Genomic DNA, 20209 nt, shown 5'->3' with positions numbered 1-20209 from the left:
AACCCTTCGCTGACGTTGCCGTTGCCGATCCGCTCGGCCTTGGCGAAACTTTCGGCGTCGAGAGTCACCTGAACCCGCTTGCCGCGCGTGCCTCCGTTTCCGGCCGACTTGCGCGGCGCCGTCGCGGAAACGCTGAACCACGGGCTCGCGTAGTCGCCGGCGATTTCACGCCACTCGGCCGTGATGCCCTTGGTTTTCCACCGACATTCGACGATGGAATTGGAAATGCGCGATAGCGCCTGGCGCTCCTTGAATTCCGCCGAATACTCCTGCAGGAACTCAAACGAATCACTGTACTCGTTCATTGTGAATTTGATGCTGAATTACCCGATGATGGACACGCCGATTCCGGCATTGCGGCGATTTATGCAGGCGCGTGTTGAATGGGAGACTCGCAGGCGCCGTTGGCCGCGACGGAGCCGGAATATATCGCAATTCTTGTCCTCTGTCGGCGCGAAGACTTGCAAGCAACTGAGAGCAGGGTGCGTGGCGATTCTGCTGGCATGGAGTGCGGCCGCGCGCGGTTCTGCGTTTCGGCTGCGTCGAAAGCTGGTAGCATCTTCGCTGCTCGCCGGCAGGCAGCGCCGGTCACGGACAGGTAAGCGAACGCCGTGGCCAGCCTGCCAGCCTCCTTCGCCACTGATAAATGGATGAGCACAACATAACCAGACCGCCGATCGGCAGGGCGAAGCAGCTTTCCTGTGCATTGTCATCTGACAACTAATATCCATGTGAATTTTGAGGAGTGGTGAATGAGTACCAAGCAGGTGGGGGCTGGCCGATTGCGCTGGCTGATAGGTGTCGTCATTGTTCTGCTGTCAGGCGTTTTTCAGGTTGCGAATGCGGCGACTTCGGGTACGCCACGTTTCGTGTTCATCAGCCATGCACCGGATTCGGACAAGTGGTGGAATGTCATCCGGAACGGCCTCAAGCATGCCAGTGAGGATTTCGGTGTCGTGATTGATTACAAGAATCCGCCGACCGGCGATCTCAAGGACATGGTGAAACTGATCGACGAATCTTCGTCCCAGAACTACCAGGGCATGATGGTCACGATCGCCGACTACGAGAAGCTCAAGGAGCCGCTCCAGCGCGTGGTCAAGCAGAAGAAGATGCCGTTGATCACGGTTAACTCGGGAACACAACAGCAAAGCGAGTCAATCGGGGCGATCATGCATGTCGGCCAGCCTGAGCTGTTTGCCGGGGAACTGGCGGGCGAGAAAGCGCGGCGCGCGAACGTCCATTCCTTCGTCTGCCTCAATCACTATGCGTCGAACGCGTCGTCCCATGAGCGCTGCAAGGGCTTCGCCAACGGGCTGGGCGCGAATGCGAAGGCGGCGATGCTTGAACTCGACGGCGATCCGGCAGCGATCCAGGCGAAGATCACGAAATACCTTGAAGAGCACCCGGACACCGAGGCCATGCTCGCACTCGGTCCAACGTCGGCCGTTCCGGCGATCGAGGCGCTGAAGACGCTGAAAACCGGGAAGGCGCCCTATTTCGCGACCTTCGATCTGTCGCCGCAAATCTCGGCAGGCATCCGTTCCGGGGCGATCGCCTTTGCCATCGACCAGCAGCCCTATCTTCAGGCCTACCTTCCGGTCGCCATCCTGGTCGAGTATTTGAAAAAGCCCGATCCAGGCTTTGATTCGCTCGATTCGATCAAGGTGGGGGCCTACGTGAATCCCAAGCTCTCCGAGCGCATGGCTGCGTACGACCTGGATCTGCTCGCCTCGAAGGGACGGCACATCAACTCCGGCCCCGCCTTCGTCACCAAGATCAACATCGGCAAGGTCGATCAATACAGCGGGTCGTACCGCTGATGGCGATGCGCGATAATTGCGGCTCGCGCTGAGTCTCCCGGCCCGTCCTTCTTGCGCCTGAAGTCGAGAGGGCGGGCCTTCTGGCGACGCACCGGCCGTATCAGCGTCGCTCTAACCGAAGTTCTCTCATGATCAATCGATTCACATTGGCGCAACTGCGCCTGTTGCCCGTCTTCGGCCGCTGGCTGCTGCTCGCTTCGCTCGTCGGCGTGCTCGGTGGACTGGCGTCGGCGCTGCTCATCGTCGCGCTCGACTGGGCGACGAACACGCGCACGGCGCATCCGTGGCTGCTCTGGCTGCTGCCCGTTGCCGGTCTCGCGGTCGGCTCCTTCTACCATCGCGCGGGACAATCGGTCGAAGGCGGCAACAACCTCCTGATTGACGAGATCCACGATCCCAAGCGTGTCGTGCCGCGACGCATGGCGCCGTCGATCCTGATCACGACGACCATCACGCACCTCTTCGGCGGTTCGGCCGGGCGCGAAGGAACGGCCGTGCAGATGGCCGGCGCGCTGGCCGACCACGTCGCGCAGCTCTTCCGGTTGGGCAAGGACGAGCGGCGGATTCTCCTGATGGCCGGCATCAGCGCCGGCTTTGCCTCGGTTTTCGGCACGCCGCTCGCCGGCGCGGTGTTCGGGCTGGAAGTACTTGCCATCGGGCGCATGCGCTACGACGCGATCTTCCCGTGCTTCATCGCCGCCATCGTCGGCGAGGTGATTCCCGGTGCGCTCGGCATCCATCACACGCTCTACGTCGTGCCCTTCGTGCCGCACCCGTCGGCGCTCGGATTGTTCTCGGCGCTCATCGCCGGTGCCGCCTTTGGCCTGGTCGGCATGCTTTTCGCCGATCTCACGCACGGTCTGGGGCGCCTGTTCAAGCGTTACATCAAGCACCCGCCGTTTCGCCCGCTGGTCGGCGGCATCGTCGTCGCGCTCGCCGCAACGGCGACCGGTGGCGACAAGTACCTCGGCCTCGGCATCCCGACCATCGTCGATGCCTTCCAGCAACCGCTGCCGGCCTACGATTTCATCGGCAAGCTCGCCTTTACCGTGACGACGCTCGCGGCGGGCTTCAAGGGCGGCGAAGTGACGCCGCTCTTCTACATCGGCGCGACGCTCGGCAACGCCCTCGGCTACGTGCTCGCGCTGCCGTTCCCGGTGCTCGCCGGGCTGGGGTTCGTCGCCGTCTTCGCCGGCGCGGCCAACACACCGATCGCCTCGACGATCATGGCCATGGAACTGTTCGGTTCGGAGATCGGCATCTACGCCGGCATCGCCTGCGTCGTCAGCTACCTGTTCTCCGGACACACCGGCATCTACCGCGCGCAACGGATCGGCCAGGTGAAGCACGCGAGCACGCTGCCCGAGGGGCTGCGTCTCGCCGATGTGGCCGAATTCCGCAAAACGGAAGATCAGGGCACGAAGCGCGCGCCTGATCGAAACGACAAGTCGTGAGCCGGGCCGAGGCCGAAGCGCTGTTCTTCGCCGGCAATCGCCAGCTGGCCGAGGGCGATGCGGCCGGGGCTGAAGCCACCTTCCGCGCTGCGCTGCGACTCGCACCCGACTTCGCCGAGGCGCACGCCAATCTCGCCTATCTGCGCGAATGTGCCGGCGATTCGGCGCAGGCCGAAGACCACTATCGACGCTCGCTGGCCGCCGATCCCGCGATCGCCCAGACGCACATCAACTTCGGCGTGCTGCTCGCCGGCCAGAAGCGGTTTGACGAAGCCGAGGCCGCCTACCGCGCTGCCGTCGACCTTCAGTACGACTCGGCGCCGGCGTGGTCGAACCTCGGTGCGCTGCAAGCCGTCCGGCGGCAGGACGACGCGGCCGAAGCGAGCTTCCGCCTGGCGATGCTGCTCGACCCGGATTACGCGCTCGCCCGCTTCAACTTCAGCTATCTGCTGCTGCGCCAGGGCCGCTTAGCCGAGGGCTGGCAATGCCTCGAAGCGCGCGACTGGTACGCGCGGCTGCAAACCCTGCTCGACTGCCCGCGCTGGCAGGGTGGCTCACTGGCCGGGCGCTCGATCCTGATCGGCATCGAGGCCGGACAGGGCGACATGGTCCAGTTCTGCCGCTACGCCAGATTGTTGAAGGAACAAGGTGCTGCGCGGATCGGACTGCTCTGCCATCCCGGGTTGAAGACCCTGCTCGCGACGTTGGCCGACGTCGATGTGGTCATCGCCGCCGACGGTGAAATCCCGCGCACCGGCTGGGATTGCTGGACGCCGCTGCTCAGCCTGCCGTTCCATTGCCAGACGCGGATCGACACGATCCCGGCGACGCTGCCCTATCTGTCGGCCGACCCGGCGAAGGCCGACGCCTGGGCCGCGAAGCTGCGCGACCCGGATGGACAAAACACGCTGAAAGTCGGCCTCGTCTGGAAAGGCAACCCGCGCTTCGAGAACGACCTTGATCGCTCGCTGCCCGATCTGAGTGTCCTCGCGCCGCTCGGCGACGTGGCCGGCGTGCGCTTCTTCAGCCTGCAAAAAGGGCGAGGGGAGGACGAAGCGGCGAAACCGCCGGCCGGACTGGCGCCCACCAATCTTGCGCCGTATATCACGGATTTTTCCGACACCGCCGCCATCGTCGCCAACCTCGACCTCGTCATCAGCGTCGACACCGCCGTCGCCCATCTCGCCGGCGCGCTCGGCAAACCGTGCTGGATTCTCCTGCCCGACTACAAGACCGACTGGCGCTGGCTCGACGCACGCAGCGACTCGCCGTGGTATCCGGGAGCCATGCGCCTCTTCCGGCAACGGGTCATGGGCGATTGGGCGGAGGTGGTGGCGGAGGTTGGTGCGGAGCTACGGAAACAGGCTTTGGCGCAATGCCCTTCGGTTATTGCGCCCTACGGCCGTAGCATATTTCGTAGGGCGCAATAAGCGCAGCGCATTGCGCCGATCCACCAACCAACGACCGCCAAGCGACATCACCCACCCCAATCCCGCGCATAAACCCCCTGCGCCACGAGTCCGTGGAAGGTTGAGTACGGCCAATCTGCGACGTGCTCGACCAATCCGTGCTTCATCGGGTTGATATGCACGTAATCCATGTGCGCGCGGAAATCCGCCTCGTCGCGAATCAGGTGTTCCCAGAAGCGTCGTTGCCAGATACCCCGTTCGCCTCGACGCACACGCACGGCCGAGCGCGCCTCGCCATGCGGCAGCGCCTTGGAGAACCCCATCTTGATCAAGCGCCAGCGCGTCGCGAAATCGGCGTCACCGGGTGGCAACTCGATCACGCAATGCAGATGATCGGGTAACACCACCCAGGCGTGGATCTTGAACGGATGGCGCTCGCGCACCGAGCGCACGCATTCGCGCAGCAGATCGACATGCTGCGTCAGCAGGTCATTTCCTTGCCGGAGCAGCAGTGCCACCGTGAAGAAGTACGTGCCGCCCGGTTGCCAGGCGCGTCGGTAGTTGGGCATCGGGCGAGTATCGAAGGGATCAGCGTCCGGTGCAATGCCCTTCGGTTATTGCACCCTACAAAATTTGCCGCGGCCGTAGGGCGCAATAAGCGCAGCGCATTGCGCCGCCCCGACCAAACCAAATCACCTCACCACCGCGCCGGCACCAACCGGATCCGCGTAATCTCCGACGGCGCGCCGAAGCGTTTGGGCGGGGGGGCGGGCCCCAGTAGCGGCCGTAGGGCGCAATAAGCGCAGCGCATTGCGCCGCCCCGACCAAACCAAACCACCTCACCACCGCGCCGGGACCAACCGGATCCGCGTAATCTCCGACGGCGCGCCGAAGCGTTTGGGCGGGCCCCAGCGCAACAAGCAATGCGCATTGTGCAGCTTCTTCGGTGCAATGCCCTTCGGTTATTGCACCCTACAAAATTTGCCGCGGCCGTAGGGCGCAATAAGCGCAGCGCATTGCGCCGCCCCGACCAAACCAAATCACCTCACCACCGCGCCGGGACCAACCGGATCCGCGTGATCTCCGACGGCGCGCCGAAGCGCTTGGGCGGCCCCCAGCGCAACAAGCAATGCGCATTGTGCAGCTTCTTCGGTGCAATGCCCTTCGGTTATTGCACCCTACAAAATTTGCCGCGGCCGTAGGGCGCAATAAGCGCAGCGCCGTCAGCACCAGCACCGACGAAAATTACCCCATCGCCAGCACGCCGGCCCAGGTGACGTAGTCGGAAAGCGGCTGCCGCGCGATGACAAAGCGCGCCAGCATGCCCCAGGGAATGAGCAGCGTCGACAACGCCAGCACGGCCACGCCCGCCGCGAAGACAACGGCGCCGCCCGGCAGGTCGGGCAACACACGCCAGCCGATGTAGGCGTGCAACAGCGCCAGAATCAGCGTCGCGCGCAGGACGAAATGGATCAGGCGGTCGGGGACGTGGGGCGTCGAACGCGGCGCATCGTCGGGCGCGCCCTCGGCGGGGTTTTCGGCGGTGGTCACGGCGCTATCGGACAAGATGTTTCCTCCTGTCAGCTATAGACGGCGACAACTCGGAAAAATTGCATTCACCGGGGGATGAGTGCCGATTTTTCCGCTTTCTTGATCAGACTGTGTCGCCGCCACCCCACACGCGGTCGATGAGAGCCTTGATCTTGGCCTCGAAGCGGGCGATCAGTTGCCGGTTGGCCTCGACCAGTACCTGCTCGGCCTCGATCTCGGCGACGATGGCGCGCTGGGTTTCGAGGGGGGGGAGGGAGATTTTTGTCGCGCGAATGAGCTGAGAATTCAGGTTGCTTTGATTGCCCCCTCGCGATTCGCTGACGGAGCGCAATTCTCCATACTTCGCTGACAGCGCATAGAACAGGTAGTCGCGGTCATAGCTGTTGATTTCTTTTGGCAATATCGCGGCACAGGCTTGATTGATCGTGGCATCGATTTCCAGAATTGCGACTTTCCCGCGCGTAATGCCTTGGCCGTACATGGCCATCAGGATGGTGCCAGCAGGAATCATTCGTGCCGATGAATTCTCCATCCCCACGTCGGTGATGAATTCCTCTGCTGCTGTAATCCTTCCGAAGTCGATTTGCCCGGTTTTGACCCACGGAATGTTGCCATTCCAATAAGCGGCATTTGAGCGATCGGGTGTACCGCCTGATTTCACGTCGCAAAGTACCCCAAGTTCAACCACTGGCCAATCCGGCTGCACGTCGATGTGTGGCCGGTAGTTTTCGACCACCTGCCGGGCGCCGTCGATGATCTTCTGATAGCCCCCGATTTCCGCGACGATTTCTTGCTGGATGGCGAGGGGCGGGAGGGGGATTTCGAGCGATGCGATTGTGCTCTTTGATATTTCCTTGAAGGTTCCGCCTGTTGCCAGTGATTCCATTCGTGGGGCCAGCCGTTTCATCATGTAGGCGATGAATTCAGGCAGCGCTCTTGTTCCATCGCGAATGATGATGTTTTTGAAACCTTGGTTTGTCGCCAGCGGGATTCTGGCAATGCCAACACGGCCAATCGTGGCGCGGCTTGAAACGACGACCGTACCTATCGGCAGCACTTTGGCAGACGAGTTGGATAAACCGGCTTCGCTGATCGTGCGTTCGGTTCTCGTAATCTGGGTGATGAAATCGGTTTGCGGAAGATCAACCAGCGTTGCCCAATGAATGCCGCCATTCCAGTACGTTTCTTCGGTTGATTTTGGCGTTCCGCCACTTTCCATATGAAAAACAGCGGGGTCACCAAGGGCAACCATCGGAAAGTGCGTTTCAATGGCGGCGTCGAAGGTGTACCGCTCCCCACTCAAATTCCATTCCCCGTTCTCGCCAATCTTCGTCCGCTTGACGGCGTGCGCCATCGGCCCGTTCTCGAATTTCTCCGGCGCGGTGAGGAAGGCGGCGAGCAGGCGCCTGGCTTCGGGCAGGTCGCTGCCGTCGACGGCGCGGCGTTGGGCGCCGAGGTTGTAGCCGTCGTTCTGCACCTTGACGAAGAGCACCGAATCGCAGGTTTTGGCGCGGCGTTTGTCGAGGATGAGGATGGAGGTCTTGACGCCCGAGTACGGATTGAAGACGCCGGCCGGCAGCGAGACGACGGCAATCAGCGCGGTCTTGACGAGCATTTCGCGCAGGTTCTTGTAGGCGGTGCCGCTCTGGAAGATGATGCCTTCGGGCACGACGATGGCGGCGCGGCCGGTGGGGCTGAGGTGTTCGGCGATGTAGTCGACGAACAGGACTTCGGAGCGCGTGGCCTGCACGGAGAAGCGCTTGTGTGGCTTGATGCCGCCCTTCGGCGACATGAACGGCGGGTTGGCGAGGATGACGTCGGCGGTCTCGTTCCAGCGTTCTTCGCTGGTGAGCGTGTCGTATTCGACGATGTGCGGGTCGGTGAAGCCGTGCAGGTAGAGGTTGACCAGCGAGAGGCGCACCATGTCCGGCGAGATGTCGTAGCCGCGGATGTTGGCGGCGAGGGTGGCGCGTTCGGCGGGCGTGAGTTGATTCCCCACCCTCACCCCCGGCCCCTCTCCCTGAGGGCGAGGGGTGGTGTTTTGCCGGAGAACGTGTTTCCACGCGGAGATCAGGAAGCCGGCCGTGCCGCACGCCGGGTCGAGCAGGCTTTCGTGCTTTTTCGGGTCGATCAGTTCGACCATGAAGTCGATGATGTGGCGCGGCGTGCGGAACTGGCCGGCGTCGCCCTGGCTGCCGAGCACGGAGAGCAGGTATTCGAAGGCGTCGCCGAGGCGCTCGGAGTGGTCGTAGGTGAAGCCGTCGATCTCCTTGAGGAAGGCGCGCAGCGTCTCCGGGTCGCGGTAGGGCAGGTAGGCGTTCTTGAAGATGTCGCGGAAGAGCGCGGGGATGCCGGGGTTTTCGTTCATGCGGCCGATGGCTTCGGCGTAGCGGTCGAGCTTTTCCTTGCCGGAGAGTTCGGGCGCCTTGAGCTCGCCCCAGCCGTAGCGGGCGAAGTCGCCGGCAAAGAAGCGGCGCGCGCCGCCGAGGTCTTCCGCCTCGCGGTCCATGTCGTCCATGAACTTGTAGATGAGCGCGATGGTGATCTGTTCGACCTGCGATTTGGGGTCAGGCACCTTGCCGACGAGGATGTCGCGGCAGGCGTCGATGCGGCGTTTTGTTTCGGCGTCGAGCATGGGGGCTTTCGGTGCGGTTGGCGTCGCTGTTTTGGCTACAGCTGGCGTTGTCGGATGAATTTTCGCCTCAATTGTACATCCGAGTATTTACTTTCTTGCGCGTGAAAACTAAAGTACATACGTGTACTTATCGCTTTGTTCGAAGAGGAAATCAAAATGCTGACCACTCGTGTTTTCAAGAATGGTAATTCACAGGCGGTGCGGATTCCGGCTGATCTGGCGTATGAGCGGACGGATATCGAACTGGAAATCGAACGGATGGGCGATGAAATCAGGATTCGTCCAGCGCGTCGTTCGTTGTCGGGCGTCCTGGGAAAGTTTGCGGCCTTTTCAGCCGATTTCATGGCCGAGGGGCGCAGCGATCAGGAGCAGGACGAACGGGATTCGCTGTGATGCCGCGCTACCTGCTTGATACCAATATGTGCATCTACCTGATGAAGCATCAGCCGGAGGCGGTGGCCCGCCGCTTTGCTCAGTGTTTTGTCGGCGATGTGGTGATGTCGTCGATTACGTTCGCCGAATTGCAGTACGGCGTGGCCGTATCGGCCGATCCGGTGCGGGAGCATGAGAATCTGGCGAGCCTGATCGAGGATATTCCGGTGATGCCGTTCGATACGGAGGCGGCATTGGCCTACGGCCCGATCCGGCTAGCGACCCGCGACAGCAAGAAGGATCATCTGGACAAGCTGATCGCCGCGCACGCGGTGGCGCTCGGGGTGACGGTGGTAACCAACAACGAGCGGGATTTCGCCAAGTATCCGGGCGTGGTTATCGAGAACTGGCTGACGGCGTCGGCGCAGTAGGTCGGGGGCCGGCTAGCGTTCAGTAATGGGCTTATCGCGGGGCGCAATTAGTCATCCGGCGATTTACAGCGCATTCACAGGCGTCGGGTTACGCTGCGCTAACCCAACCTACGCGTAGGCGGACGTGATCTGGTCGGACTACATGAACAGATTCAATGCCACGTAATCCCTGATGTACTCCGGCAGCCGCTCGCGCCATTCCTTGGGTACGGCCTTGAAGTCGGCGACGGTGAAGGCCGGGTGGACGTTGAGTTCGGCGAGCTGGCGCTGGTCGATGATTTCGCGCAGGTGCTCGTCGGTGGCGTAGGCCTTGAAGAAGTATTTGAGGGCGACGATGGCGTCGGCGTGTTTGCTCACCGTTTCCGGCGGCTGGTCGAGCAGGAATTTTTCGAACTCGTCGTCGAGCAGTTCGTCGCGGCTCTTGAAACCGGGGATGCGGCCGAAGATCTTTTCGAGGATTTCGCGCAGGCCGAGGCGGCGGTCGACGCCGGCGGCGCGGCGCAGCTTGTCGAGGGTGTAGAACTCGGCGGGCTGGTCGAGCAGGTGGCGGGCGACGTGGTCGACGGCTTGTTCCCACTGTTCGTTGTCGACGTGGGTTTGCAGCGTCGCGTCGGCTTTGGCGGTGCTCTCGAAGGTTTCGAAGAACATGCGGTCGATCTTCATGCCCTGCGGGCCGACCGGTTCTTCGGCGAGGTGGCGCAGGGCGTCGTCGCCAGTGTGAATGTACTCGCCGTTGGGGCCGATTGATGTGCCGCCGTCGCTGCGACCTTCGCCCGTAGCGAGGCGCGGCAGTTTGAGCACTTCGTCGTAGTCGAATTTTTCCTCGAAGTACTCGCAGCTGGCGAAGAAGTCGAAGAACTTGAATTGCGTCTTGTCCTGCTGGCCGATCTGCGCGGCGAGCGTCGCGTCGCGGATTTCCTCGTGGAAGCTGTGCTTGCGCGTGCCGCGTCCCTTGATCTGAACGAAGTCGGACGGCGAGAACACCGGGCGCATCAGGGCGAGGTTGAGGATGTCCGGGCAGTCGTAGCCGGTGGTCATCATGCCGACGGTGACGCAGACGCGCGCCTTGCTGGTCTTGTAGGCGTCGAGGAAGTTGGCGCTGCCGAGCAGGTTGTTGTTGGTGAAGTTGATCGTGTATTGCTGGGCGTCGGCAATCTGCGAGGTGACCTGCACGGCAAAGTCGGACTGGTAGCGGCCGGGCCAGAGGATGTCGGCCTGTTCGTTGAGGATCTGCGTGAGCTTGGCGGCGTGGTTCTGGCTGACGCCGAAGACGATGGCCTTGCCGAACTCGTGACTGATCGGGTCGCGCAGGCCGTTGGCGAGGAAGGTCTGGCAGAACAGGCGGTTGGTGGACTCGGAGAAGAATGTCTTCTCGAAATCCTTCTGGAAGAAGCTTTCGTCGTCGTTTTCGGAAGTGGCGGCGACGGCGTAGCCCTTGTCCGAAAGCAGCTGCGTGGTGATGTCGGTGCGTGCATCGACGACGCGCGGATTGATCAGGAAGCCGTCGTTCACGCCATCGAGCAGCGAGTAGCGGAAAGTCGGCTCGCCGGATTCGCAGCCGAAGGTGCGGTAGGTGTCGAGCAGCAGGCGGCGTTCGGCTTCCCGCGGGTCGCGGGTGCTGGACTTCTGCGCGTCGAATTTCTTCAGGTAGTCGCGTGGCGTGGCGGTCAGCCCGAGCTTGTAGCCGACGAAATACTCGAAGACGGCGCGGGCGTTGCCGCCAATCGAGCGGTGCGCTTCGTCGGAAATCACCAGATCGAAGTCGGTCGGCGAGAAGTGGCGGCGGAATTTGTCGTTGAACAACAGCGACTGCACGGTGGTGACGACGATGTCGGCCTTGCGCCAGTCGTCACGCCGCTCCTTGTAGATGACCGAGGTGTAGTCGTTCTTGAGATAGGCGACAAAGGCTTTCCAGGCCTGGTCTTCGAGTTCGAGGCGGTCGACGAGAAAGAGCACGCGCCGGGCGTTGCCGGTGCGCAGGAAGAGCTTGATGACGGCGGCGGCCGTCAGCGTCTTGCCGGTGCCGGTCGCCATCTCGAACAGAAAGCGGCTGTGGCCTTCGGCGACGGCGTCCTGGATCGCTGTGACGGCGCGTTTCTGGTAGCCACGCAAAAAGCGCAGCTTGTTCTTGCGGATGAAGTCGTCGCTTTCGCTGTGCCTGTTCCAGCCCGCTTCCGCCGCGTAGTTCGGCCTCTGCGTCAGCGCGATGTAGTCGCGGCCGACCGTTTCGGTGATCAGCCGTTGCGGGTTGGGCTGGAAAGCGTGGTAACCCTTGAGCGATTCCGGCGTCGGGTAGCGCGTGATCAGGTGCGGGTTGCCCTGTTCGAGATCCCAGAAGTAATGCAGGTTGCCGTTGGAGAGGATGACGAAGCGGCATTTCTCGGATTTGGCGTACTGCCGCGCCTGTTCCTTGCCGACCAGCGGGTTTTTGTCCTCCGACTTGGCTTCGAGCACGAGCAGCGGTTTGCTGCTGGCGTCGAGCAGCAGGAAGTCGGTGAAGCCGTTGCTGGTTTTCTCGAAGTTTTCGCCGAGTTCGTCAATCTCGGTCTTGCTCAGCTTGACGTTGGATTCGAGCGCGATGTTGGCTTTGCCGTTCGCACCGTCGAAGAAGCGCCAGCCGGATTCTTCGAGCAGCTTGTTGATCTTGATGCGGGCTTTGGCTTCCTTGGCGGCCATTTCGGCGTTCCCTGGGCGGTTTTTGGGTGGCTCCGACACTATTGATCCGGTGCGGTAATGGTTGAAGTCCGTTCGCCCTGAGTAGCTTGTCGAAGGGGGCGGGCTTCGACAGGCTCAGCCCGAACGGGAGTTGAGACTTCTTCGTGCCGGATCAATAAGGTGGTCTATTCGGCGGCCGTCCCCTCCTTCTCGATGAACCGCCGCATCAACACCCCGTCGTAGTAGCGGTCGCCGATCTGCGTGTCGCGTTCGAGCAGGGCCAGTTTTTCGAAGCCGCAGCGCTCGTACAGGCGGATGGCGGCGATGTTGTCGGCGCGCACCGTCAGGTAGAGGATCTCGATCACTCCGTCGGCTCGCAGTTTGCTGAGCGCGGCGTCGAGGAGTTCGCGGCCGATGCCGAGGCCGCGGGCTTCGGGGCTCACGCCCATGGTCAGTTCGGCGGTATGGCGCAGCTTGCGCGGGCCGCGCGGTTCGATATGGAGGAAGCCGAGCTTCTTCTTGCCGATCGAGTCGACGAGCAGCACGCTGCCGGGCTTGCGGGCGAGGGTGACGATGTGGTCGGCGAGTTCGGCGATCGTCGGGTAGTTTTCGTCGAAGTTGGAGACGAAGGCGTCGCTGCTGCGGTAGATGGTGCCGATCAGTTCGTAGAGGGTTTCGGGTGCGACTTCAAAGCCGTTTTCAATCATTGCGTTATTCCTGTTTTTTCTTGTTGCGTCTTTCCGAACAGCCCGAGCCAGAGCATGCCGCCGACCCCTGCGACCAGCGAGGCGAGCAGGATGGCGATTTTCGCAGCGTTGATCGTTGCCGGCGAATCGGGAAAGGCGAGGTTGGTGATGAAGATGGACATGGTAAAGCCGATGCCGCCGAGAAAGCCGGCGCCGATGATGTGCGCCCAGCGCAGGGCGGCGGGGAGCGCCGTCATGCCGACGGCCACGGCAATCGCCATCGCCAGCGTGACGCCGAGCGGTTTGCCGAGCGTGAGGCCGGCGAGGATGCCGAGGCTGTTGGCGCTGCCGAGTTCGCTAAACCAGTCGGCGCCGATGACGATGCACGTGTTCGCCAGCGCGAAGATCGGCAGGATGACGAAGGCGACGGGTTTGTTCAGGATGTACTCGAGCAGGTGCGATGGCGATCTCAGGTCTTCGTCCTTGTGCGAGAACGGGATGGCAAAGGCCAGAAGTACGCCGGCGAGCGTTGCATGCACGCCGGACTTCAGCATGAAGATCCACATCGCAACGCCGCCGATCAGGTAGGGCATCATCGCCATGATGCGGAAACGGCGATTGAGTACGAGAAGCACGCCCCAGACGGCGAGCGCGGCGGCCAGGTAGGCGATGGAGAGGTCGGCCGTGTAGAAGGCGGCGATGACGATGATGGCGCCCAGGTCGTCCATGACGGCAAAGGCGACGACGAAGACCTTGAGCGCGGCCGGGACACGGCTGCCGAGGATGGCGAGGACGCCGATGGCGAAGGCGATGTCGGTGGCCATCGGGATGCCGAAACCGGCCTGTGTTGGCGTACCGGCGTTGAACAGGTAATGAATCGCTGCCGGGGCGACCATGCCGCCGACGGCGGCGATCATCGGCAGCAACGCGCTGCGGAAGCTGGAAAGCTCGCCGATGTAGAGCTCGCGTTCGAGTTCGAGACCGATGTAGAGGAAGAAGATCGCCATCAGACCGTCGTTGATCCAGTGGGCCAGGCTCAAGCTGCCGACCGTTGTCTCCCAGAAGGCAACATAGCCGCTACCGATCGGCGAGTTGCTGACCGCCAGCGAGAGCACGGTACAGGCGATCAGGATGATGCCGCTGGATTGTTCCGATGCGAGGAATCGCTTGAAAGTTTCGGTTAGCTTTTTCTGGCCGCTGAACATGGTTAGTCCTTGCTTGCGATGAGACGAAGGATTAGTCGAGAACGCCGGAAACCGCCGCTTCTGCCGGTTTTTGCCACTGGCTGAGGGCGACCCCGGTGAACACGACAAGCGCCGCGCCGATTTGTTCACCATTCAGTGTTTCGCCCAGCACGAGTACGGCAAACAGCAAAGTGAATAGGGGAATCAGGTTGACGAAGGCCGAAGCCTGGTTGGCCGGCAGACGGCTGATGCCATGGTTGAAGAGTCCGTAAGCTCCGACCGTGACCAGCACGCCGAGATAAACGACAGCGGCTACGCCTGTGGCGCTGATTTCGACCGGGACCGGTTCCGTGAACAGCGCCAGCAGCAGGAAGAAGGGGGCGCCGACAAAGGCTTGCAGCGCGGTCATTGCAAACGCCGAATAGCGTTGCGAGAGATGCTTGAGAATCAGCATGTAGCCCATCGCGCACAGCATGGCGAGGAATTCGAAAAAGTTGCCGAGCAGCGGGTTGGGCGCGTGTGCGTCCGCCGTTCCCGACAGGCTCAGCCAGACGGCGCCGCCAACGGCGATGAGAAAGCCGGTGAGGCTCAGGCGCGAGATGCGTTCGCGCAGGAAAACAAAGGCGCCGACGGCGACAAGCAATGGGAGCAGGGCCGTGATCATGCCGGCTTGCGAGGCGCTGGTGTTTTGCAGCGCCAGCGCCTCGAAGATGAAGTACAGGCAGGGTTCGCAGACGGCGAGTCCGAGCAGGTAACGCCAGTCTCCGCGCCGGTACTCGATCCGTCCGCGCCAGCGCCACGCCGCGATGAAGACCAGGCTGCCGAGCACCATGCGGCCGCAGATGACCCACATCGGCGAGAGTTCGGCGAAGGCGATCTTCAGCGCGATGAACGAACTGCCCCACAGGGCCATGGCCCCCAACAAACAACCCATCGCCTGGGCACGCTCTTTCGCCTGCTGCACGCTCGTCTCCTGTAAATGGAGAAGTATATGGGCGTTTTTGCGTGCGAAGGCATGGCGCAGGGCTTTTTGCCGCTGTTCGCGGGTTGTCGTCCCGTCGCCAGTTATTGATACGGCGAGGTAATGTTTGAAGTCCGTTCGCCCTGAGTAGCTTGTCGAAGGGAGGGCGGACTTCGACAGGCTCAACCCGAACGGAAATTGAGACTTCTTCGTGCCGGATCAATAGGTGTTGTTATGTCGAAGTCTTTACTTAACGGTGCGAACTTTTGGCGCGACGTTCGATCGAACAGGCATCAAAGACCAAACGCATGCAAACCGGACCACCGGGATTTCAACGAAAGGGAGAGCACCATGGACGCGAAATACATCCTCGGGATCGACGAACTTGACGCGCAGCACGAAGGCATCGAGCGCGACTGCCTTGCTCTGCGCGAGGCGGTTGGTGACCCGGAGCGCTGGCATCGTCTGCTCGATCAGATCTACGAGAAGATGAAGTTCCATTTCCATGCCGAAGAGTCGGTGATGGCGATTTTTGCCTATCCGGAAACGCAGGAGCATCGACGCTCGCACCAGGAAACTCTCAAGCGCATTGAAGCCTGCCGGCAGCGCACGGTTGATGCGACGGAGATTGAAGCCTGCACGGAGCAGCCGATGCAGCTCTTCCAGGAGCAGATCCTCTCGCAGGACATGCGCTTCGCCGCGTTCCTTACGCGCAACAAGGAACGGCTGGGGATGCAATAACGCGCAGCAGCGGTATCAGTCGCACCTGCTGGCGACAGGGCGAGGCGACCACGGCGATGAATAAGCGAGAAGCATGGTCTATGCTCAAAAAAACGGCACCGAGGCAGAGGTTTATCGATGGGCACCGGACCTGAGCGAAGCGACGGGTTGGAACACCGAAGCGGCGATGATGCGGCGGACGGTGGGCTGGTGCGCGAGCAGGTGGGTGAACTGGCGACTGAGCAGGCGCAAGACTTCGATCTTTACGATCTGGCGCCGGTTGGCTGCTGTACGGTGAGCGAGGCGGGCGAGATCATGCACGCCGACGATACGGCCGCCGCGCTGCTTGGCGTGTCGCACCGCGCGCTTGTCGGGCAGCCGATCGTCCGCTTTGTCGCCCCCGAGGACGCACCGGCCTTTGCCGAATTCCGGCGCCGCTGTATCGCCAGCGGGTTGCCGCAGTCGTGCGAGCTGCGCTTGATCGCGGAAGGTGCGCGTAGCGATGCGCCGCTGTGGGGACATCTCTCGGCGCTTGGCGATGGCGGTGCGGGCGGCTGTCGTTTGTTGTTGAGCGACGTCACCCGACGTCGGGCGGCGGAAGAGGAATTGCGCGAGCAGAAGGAGTTTTTCCGCCTGATCGCCGAGAATATCGGCGACTTCATCGCCGTCCTTGATCCCGCCGGAAGGCGTATCTACAACAGCCCTTCGTACGTCGGATTCTTCGGGTCAGAGCGCGAGCTGCAGGGATCGAACTCTTTCGCCGAGGTGCATCCGGACGATCGCGAACGCGTCCGCCAGGTTTTCATCGACACCGTGGCGACGGGGCAGGGGCGCGCGCTTGAATACCGCATGGTGATCGCGGATGGCAGCGAGCGCATCATGGCTTCGCGCGGCAGCGTCATCCGTGATCACGACGGGCGGGTGGCACGCGTCGTCGTCGTCGCGCAGGACGTCACCGAGGAGCGGCGCATGGCTGAGGAACTGGCGCGTCACCGCGACCAGTTGGCGGACCTCGTCGCGCAGCGCACCTGGGAGCTGACGCAGGCCAAGGAAGCGGCGGAAGTCGCCAATGTTGCCAAGAGCGCCTTTTTGTCGAACATGAGCCACGAGCTGCGTACGCCGCTCAACGCGGTGATCGGCCTGTCGCATCTTCTGAAGGCGCAGGCGCCGACGAGCACGCAGAGCAGCTATCTGAACAAGATTCTCGAGGCCAGCCAGCATCTCCTGACCTTGCTCAGCGACATCATCGACTACTCGAAACTCGAGGCGGCCAAGCTCGTCCTGGAGACGCACGCCTTCGACCTCGAGCAGGAGATCCGCCTCGCCATGTGTCCGTTGCGCGAAGTCGTCGCACAAAAGGCGCTGCTCGTCGCGCTTGAAATTGCCCCCGACGTGCCGCGCTACCTGCTCGGCGACGCCTTGCGCGTGCGCCAGGTGGTCAGGCAGCTCTACGACAACGCGGTCAAGTTCACCGAGCACGGCAAGATCGTCGTCGCCGTGCGTTGTCTCGAGCGTTCGCCCGAGTACGCGCTGCTCGAGATCAGCGTGTGCGATACCGGCATCGGCCTCGACGACGAGCAGAAGGCGCGGATTTTCAATCGCTTCGAACAGTCGGACAACTCGATCACCCGCCGCTACGCTGGCACCGGTATCGGCCTCGCGCTGGCCGCCAAGCTGGTCCAGTTCATGGGCGGTGAAATGGGCGTCGACAGCACGCCGGGGCAGGGCAGCACCTTCCGGTTTTCGCTGCCCGTGGGCATCGAAACACCGCCTGCCTCCGCGGCCTCGGGTGGGGTCGATTGCGAGACGAACGGCCGTCGCTGACGCAGGGGCTGTGCGCGGGCGCTCAAGACGGGGGCCGCCAACCTGCTCGATCTGGCGCACCTCGTTGAGGCGTGCCCCGGGTTTCTGGCGAACTAGCCGGCCAGCGCGCGGGTGATGTCGGCCACCAGATGGTCGACGGCTTCCTCGGTCGTCGCCCACGAGCACATGAAACGCGCACCGCCGCCGATGAAGGTATAGAAGTTCCAGCCGGCAGCGCGGACCTGTTCGATCGCCGATTCGGGCAGGCTGACGAAGACGCCGTTGGCCTCGGTCGGCAGCAGCATCTCGGCGCCGCCGATCGCCGAAATCTTGTCAGCGAGCCGCCGCGCCATGGCGTTGGCGTGCCGGGCGTGGCGCAGCCAGTTGTCGTCCTTGAGCATGGCGAGCCACGGGGCCGAGAGGTAGCGCATCTTGGAGGCGAGCTGGCCGGCCTGCTTGCAGCGGTAGGAGAACTCCTCGCCGAGATCGCGGTTGAAGAAGAGGATCGCTTCGCCGACGGGCAGGCCCATCTTCGTGCCGCCGAAACAGATGGCATCGACCCCGGCGCGCCAGGTGATGTCGGCCGGCGCGCAGTTGAGCGCGGCAACGGCGTTGGCGAAGCGCGCGCCGTCCATGTGCACCTTGAGTCCGTGCGTCTGCGCCACGCGCGCGATGCTGCTCACTTCGCCCTTGTGGTAGAGCGTGCCGAGTTCGGTCGATTGCGTCAGCGTGACGACCTTCGGGCGCGGATAGTGGATGTCGGTGCGCCGCGTGATCACCTCCAGCACGCCGGCCGAGGTGAGCTTGCCCTGGCGGTGCGGCGAGAGCAGCAGCTTGGAGCCGCTGGAGAAGAACTCGGGCGCGCCGCACTCGTCGGTCTCGACGTGCGAGGTGTCGGTGCAGATGACGGCCTGGTAGGGCTGGCACAGCGCGGCGAGGGTGACCGAGTTGGCCGCCGTGCCGTTGAAGACGAAGAAGACTTCGGCGTCGGTTTCGAACAGCTCGCGCAGCCGGTCGCATACGAGTTTGGTCGCGTCGTCATTGCCGTAGGAGGCGGCGAATCCGGAATTGGCATCGTTCATCGCGGCGAGCGCTTCGGGGCAGACGCCGGCGGCGTTGTCGCTGGCAAATTGCAGGTAGTAGCCGGGGATGCTGGAAGTGTCTGCCGTCATGTCGGTATCCGTTCGTTGCGATGAAGAGTTTTTTTTTGCTGCGCGCTCGGTCGAGTTTGCGGTGTAGAATCGATAAACCGAAGTAAATTCTTTTAACAGAACGCTGTTCCAATATATCGAACATCATTCCATGACGCAAGCGCCCAATCCGATCACCCTCGCCGATGGCCCGCCCGCGGTCGGTACGCGGCTGCAGGAATTGCGCCGGGCGCAGAACCTGTCGCTCGACGATCTCTCGCGGCGCTCAGGCGTTTCCAAGTCGATGCTCTCCGAGGTCGAGCGCAACCGCTCGAATCCGACGATCGCGGTGCTCTGGCGGTTGGCCAGCGCGCTCGGCATCAGCCTCACCGACTTTCTGGCCGAGAAGGACGCGGAAAGTTCGCCGCCGGCGCTGACGCTGGTTTCGGCGCAGGCGACGCCGGTCATCCGCAGCAACGATGGGAAGTGCGAGCTGCGCATTCTCGGGCCGATCGCGCTCGCCGGGAAGGTCGAGTGGTACGAGCTGACGATCGAGCCGGGCGGCGAATTGGCGTCCGACGCGCACGAGGAGGGCGCGAAGGAGCACCTCTCGGTGCAGGCCGGCAGCCTCGTCGTGCAGGTCGCCGGCAGCAGCCAGACCGTGCGGCGCGGCGAGACGGTGCGTTACGTCGCCAGCGTCCAGCACGCGATCGCCAATAACGGGAAAACGGCCGCCAAGGCGATCCTCGTCGTCGAGTATTCGCCCGGCACCTGATCCTCGCCGCACTACGGCTTCTCGCCGACGGTCTCTTTCGCCTTGGGTTTCTTCGCCTTCGGCGGCGATTTGTCAGCTCTTCTCTCCTTCTCCTGCGCGCGCTGCATGCGCATCAGGCGATGACTGATCTCGTCCGAATCCATCCACAGGTCGGCGCCCTTGAGGATGCGTCCGATCTCGGCTTCCGTGAGAAACGGGATGCAGATGCGCGCCATCACCTTCTCGAACCACTTGCCCACGGCGATGACCTCGGCCTGCTGCTCGTTGCCCTTGCCGGAGAAGTAGCCGGAGTAGATATGGAACATCAGCTGGCAGTTGTCGTGCACGATCAGCTTGTCGCCGGCGAGGAAGATCAGTGCCGCCATCGAGTAGGCGCGCGCTTCGAGGATGGTTATCACCCGCGCCTCGGAGGCGATGATGTTGTTGATGATCTGCAGGCCGGTGTTGAAGTCGCCGCCCGACGAGTTGAGGTGCAAGTAGATCAGGTCGCTGTGGCTTGCCGTGCGCAGCGTGTAGAACATCTCGGTGTAATGCTGCGGTTCGAGGATCTCGCCGCACAGGTAGTACGACACCTGGCGGATCGGCGATTGCTGTTCGTAGCGCGTCAATCCGCGGAAGGG

18 protein-coding genes are annotated in these 20209 nt (G+C 62.7%); 8 read left to right on the top strand and 10 right to left on the bottom strand.

From position 1 onward, the window contains the following. Positions 1 to 305: hypothetical protein (locus KBA32_RS11510; protein WP_294359045.1), on the bottom strand; the 305-nt coding region annotated here is incomplete at its 3' end. Between the two features lie 447 nt (positions 306 to 752). Here KBA32_RS11510 and KBA32_RS11505 point away from each other — a divergent pair. The 3 genes from KBA32_RS11505 (at position 753) to KBA32_RS11495 (ending at position 4707) form a co-directional block, all read left to right on the top strand. Then, positions 753 to 1823: a sugar ABC transporter substrate-binding protein gene (locus KBA32_RS11505; protein ID WP_294359043.1), complete on the top strand. Its 1071-nt coding sequence runs from the start codon at positions 753 to 755 to the stop codon at positions 1821 to 1823. A 128-nt stretch (positions 1824 to 1951) separates the two neighbouring features. Further along, positions 1952 to 3277 (top strand): voltage-gated chloride channel family protein, encoded by a 1326-nt coding sequence (locus KBA32_RS11500; protein ID WP_294359041.1) that lies wholly within the window; start codon positions 1952 to 1954, stop codon positions 3275 to 3277. Continuing rightward, positions 3274 to 4707 carry a glycosyltransferase family 9 protein gene (locus KBA32_RS11495; RefSeq protein ID WP_294359039.1) on the top strand — a complete coding sequence of 478 codons (1434 nt, stop codon included), beginning with the start codon at positions 3274 to 3276 and terminating at the stop codon, positions 4705 to 4707. Before KBA32_RS11500 ends, KBA32_RS11495 begins: the two co-directional genes overlap by 4 nt. Before the next feature lie 47 nt (positions 4708 to 4754). On the opposite strand, the gene KBA32_RS11490 is transcribed toward KBA32_RS11495, so the two are convergent. From KBA32_RS11490 to KBA32_RS11480, 3 genes are all read right to left on the bottom strand, one after another. Beyond that, entirely contained in the window at positions 4755 to 5255 is a 501-nt protein-coding gene (locus KBA32_RS11490; protein WP_294359037.1) for a transposase, read from the bottom strand. Between the two features lie 676 nt (positions 5256 to 5931). Next, a complete protein-coding gene (locus KBA32_RS11485; RefSeq protein WP_294359035.1) occupies positions 5932 to 6252 on the bottom strand; it encodes a hypothetical protein in 321 nt (106 codons plus the stop codon). Between the two features lie 88 nt (positions 6253 to 6340). After that, entirely contained in the window at positions 6341 to 8872 is a 2532-nt protein-coding gene (locus KBA32_RS11480) for an N-6 DNA methylase (RefSeq protein ID WP_294359033.1), read from the bottom strand. A 135-nt stretch (positions 8873 to 9007) separates the two neighbouring features. On the opposite strand from KBA32_RS11480, the gene vapB reads away from it, so the two are divergent. Together vapB and KBA32_RS11470 are read left to right on the top strand one after the other, a co-directional pair. Beyond that, positions 9008 to 9265, top strand: coding sequence for a type II toxin-antitoxin system VapB family antitoxin (vapB, locus tag KBA32_RS11475; RefSeq protein ID WP_294359031.1), 258 nt, complete (start codon positions 9008 to 9010; stop codon positions 9263 to 9265). After that, entirely contained in the window at positions 9265 to 9675 is a 411-nt protein-coding gene (locus KBA32_RS11470; RefSeq protein WP_294359029.1) for a type II toxin-antitoxin system VapC family toxin, read from the top strand. The genes vapB and KBA32_RS11470 overlap by 1 nt, the downstream gene beginning before the upstream one ends. A 138-nt stretch (positions 9676 to 9813) precedes the next feature. Here the strand turns inward: KBA32_RS11470 and KBA32_RS11465 are convergent, their stop codons facing one another. From KBA32_RS11465 to KBA32_RS11450, 4 genes are all read right to left on the bottom strand, one after another. Then, positions 9814 to 12351, bottom strand: coding sequence for a DEAD/DEAH box helicase family protein (locus KBA32_RS11465; protein WP_294359027.1), 2538 nt, complete (start codon positions 12349 to 12351; stop codon positions 9814 to 9816). Between the two features lie 164 nt (positions 12352 to 12515). Further along, positions 12516 to 13037, bottom strand: a complete 522-nt coding sequence (locus KBA32_RS11460; RefSeq protein ID WP_294359026.1) for an N-acetyltransferase — start codon at positions 13035 to 13037, stop codon at positions 12516 to 12518. Continuing rightward, positions 13034 to 14221 carry a Na+/H+ antiporter NhaA gene (gene nhaA / locus KBA32_RS11455; protein ID WP_294359025.1) on the bottom strand — a complete coding sequence of 396 codons (1188 nt, stop codon included), beginning with the start codon at positions 14219 to 14221 and terminating at the stop codon, positions 13034 to 13036. Before nhaA ends, KBA32_RS11460 begins: the two co-directional genes overlap by 4 nt. A gap of 31 nt (positions 14222 to 14252) precedes the next feature. Then, a complete protein-coding gene (locus tag KBA32_RS11450; protein WP_294359023.1) occupies positions 14253 to 15164 on the bottom strand; it encodes a DMT family transporter in 912 nt (303 codons plus the stop codon). A gap of 348 nt (positions 15165 to 15512) precedes the next feature. On the opposite strand from KBA32_RS11450, the gene KBA32_RS11445 reads away from it, so the two are divergent. Both KBA32_RS11445 and KBA32_RS11440 read left to right on the top strand, forming a co-directional pair. Continuing rightward, a complete protein-coding gene (locus tag KBA32_RS11445; protein ID WP_294359021.1) occupies positions 15513 to 15902 on the top strand; it encodes a hemerythrin domain-containing protein in 390 nt (129 codons plus the stop codon). A 147-nt stretch (positions 15903 to 16049) separates the two neighbouring features. Next, positions 16050 to 17705 (top strand): PAS domain-containing hybrid sensor histidine kinase/response regulator, encoded by a 1656-nt coding sequence (locus KBA32_RS11440; protein ID WP_294359018.1) that lies wholly within the window; start codon positions 16050 to 16052, stop codon positions 17703 to 17705. 92 nt (positions 17706 to 17797) lie between these two features. On the opposite strand, the gene KBA32_RS11435 is transcribed toward KBA32_RS11440, so the two are convergent. After that, the gene (locus KBA32_RS11435) at positions 17798 to 18856 is read right to left on the bottom strand and encodes a low specificity L-threonine aldolase (RefSeq protein ID WP_294359017.1); all 1059 of its coding nucleotides are present in this window, start codon (positions 18854 to 18856) and stop codon (positions 17798 to 17800) included. Between the two features lie 130 nt (positions 18857 to 18986). Between KBA32_RS11435 and KBA32_RS11430 the strand changes: the two genes are divergently transcribed. Beyond that, positions 18987 to 19589 (top strand): XRE family transcriptional regulator, encoded by a 603-nt coding sequence (locus tag KBA32_RS11430; protein ID WP_294359014.1) that lies wholly within the window; start codon positions 18987 to 18989, stop codon positions 19587 to 19589. 11 nt (positions 19590 to 19600) lie between these two features. Here the strand turns inward: KBA32_RS11430 and KBA32_RS11425 are convergent. Then, positions 19601 to 20209 (bottom strand): Clp protease ClpP (locus tag KBA32_RS11425; RefSeq protein ID WP_294359012.1); only part of this gene is annotated, 609 nt, incomplete at its 5' end.

Origin of the sequence: Propionivibrio sp., from assembly GCF_017995515.1 — a bacterium.
In the GTDB taxonomy this organism is placed as follows: domain Bacteria; phylum Pseudomonadota; class Gammaproteobacteria; order Burkholderiales; family Rhodocyclaceae; genus Propionivibrio.
This window is presented reverse-complemented; position numbering and strand designations above follow the sequence as displayed.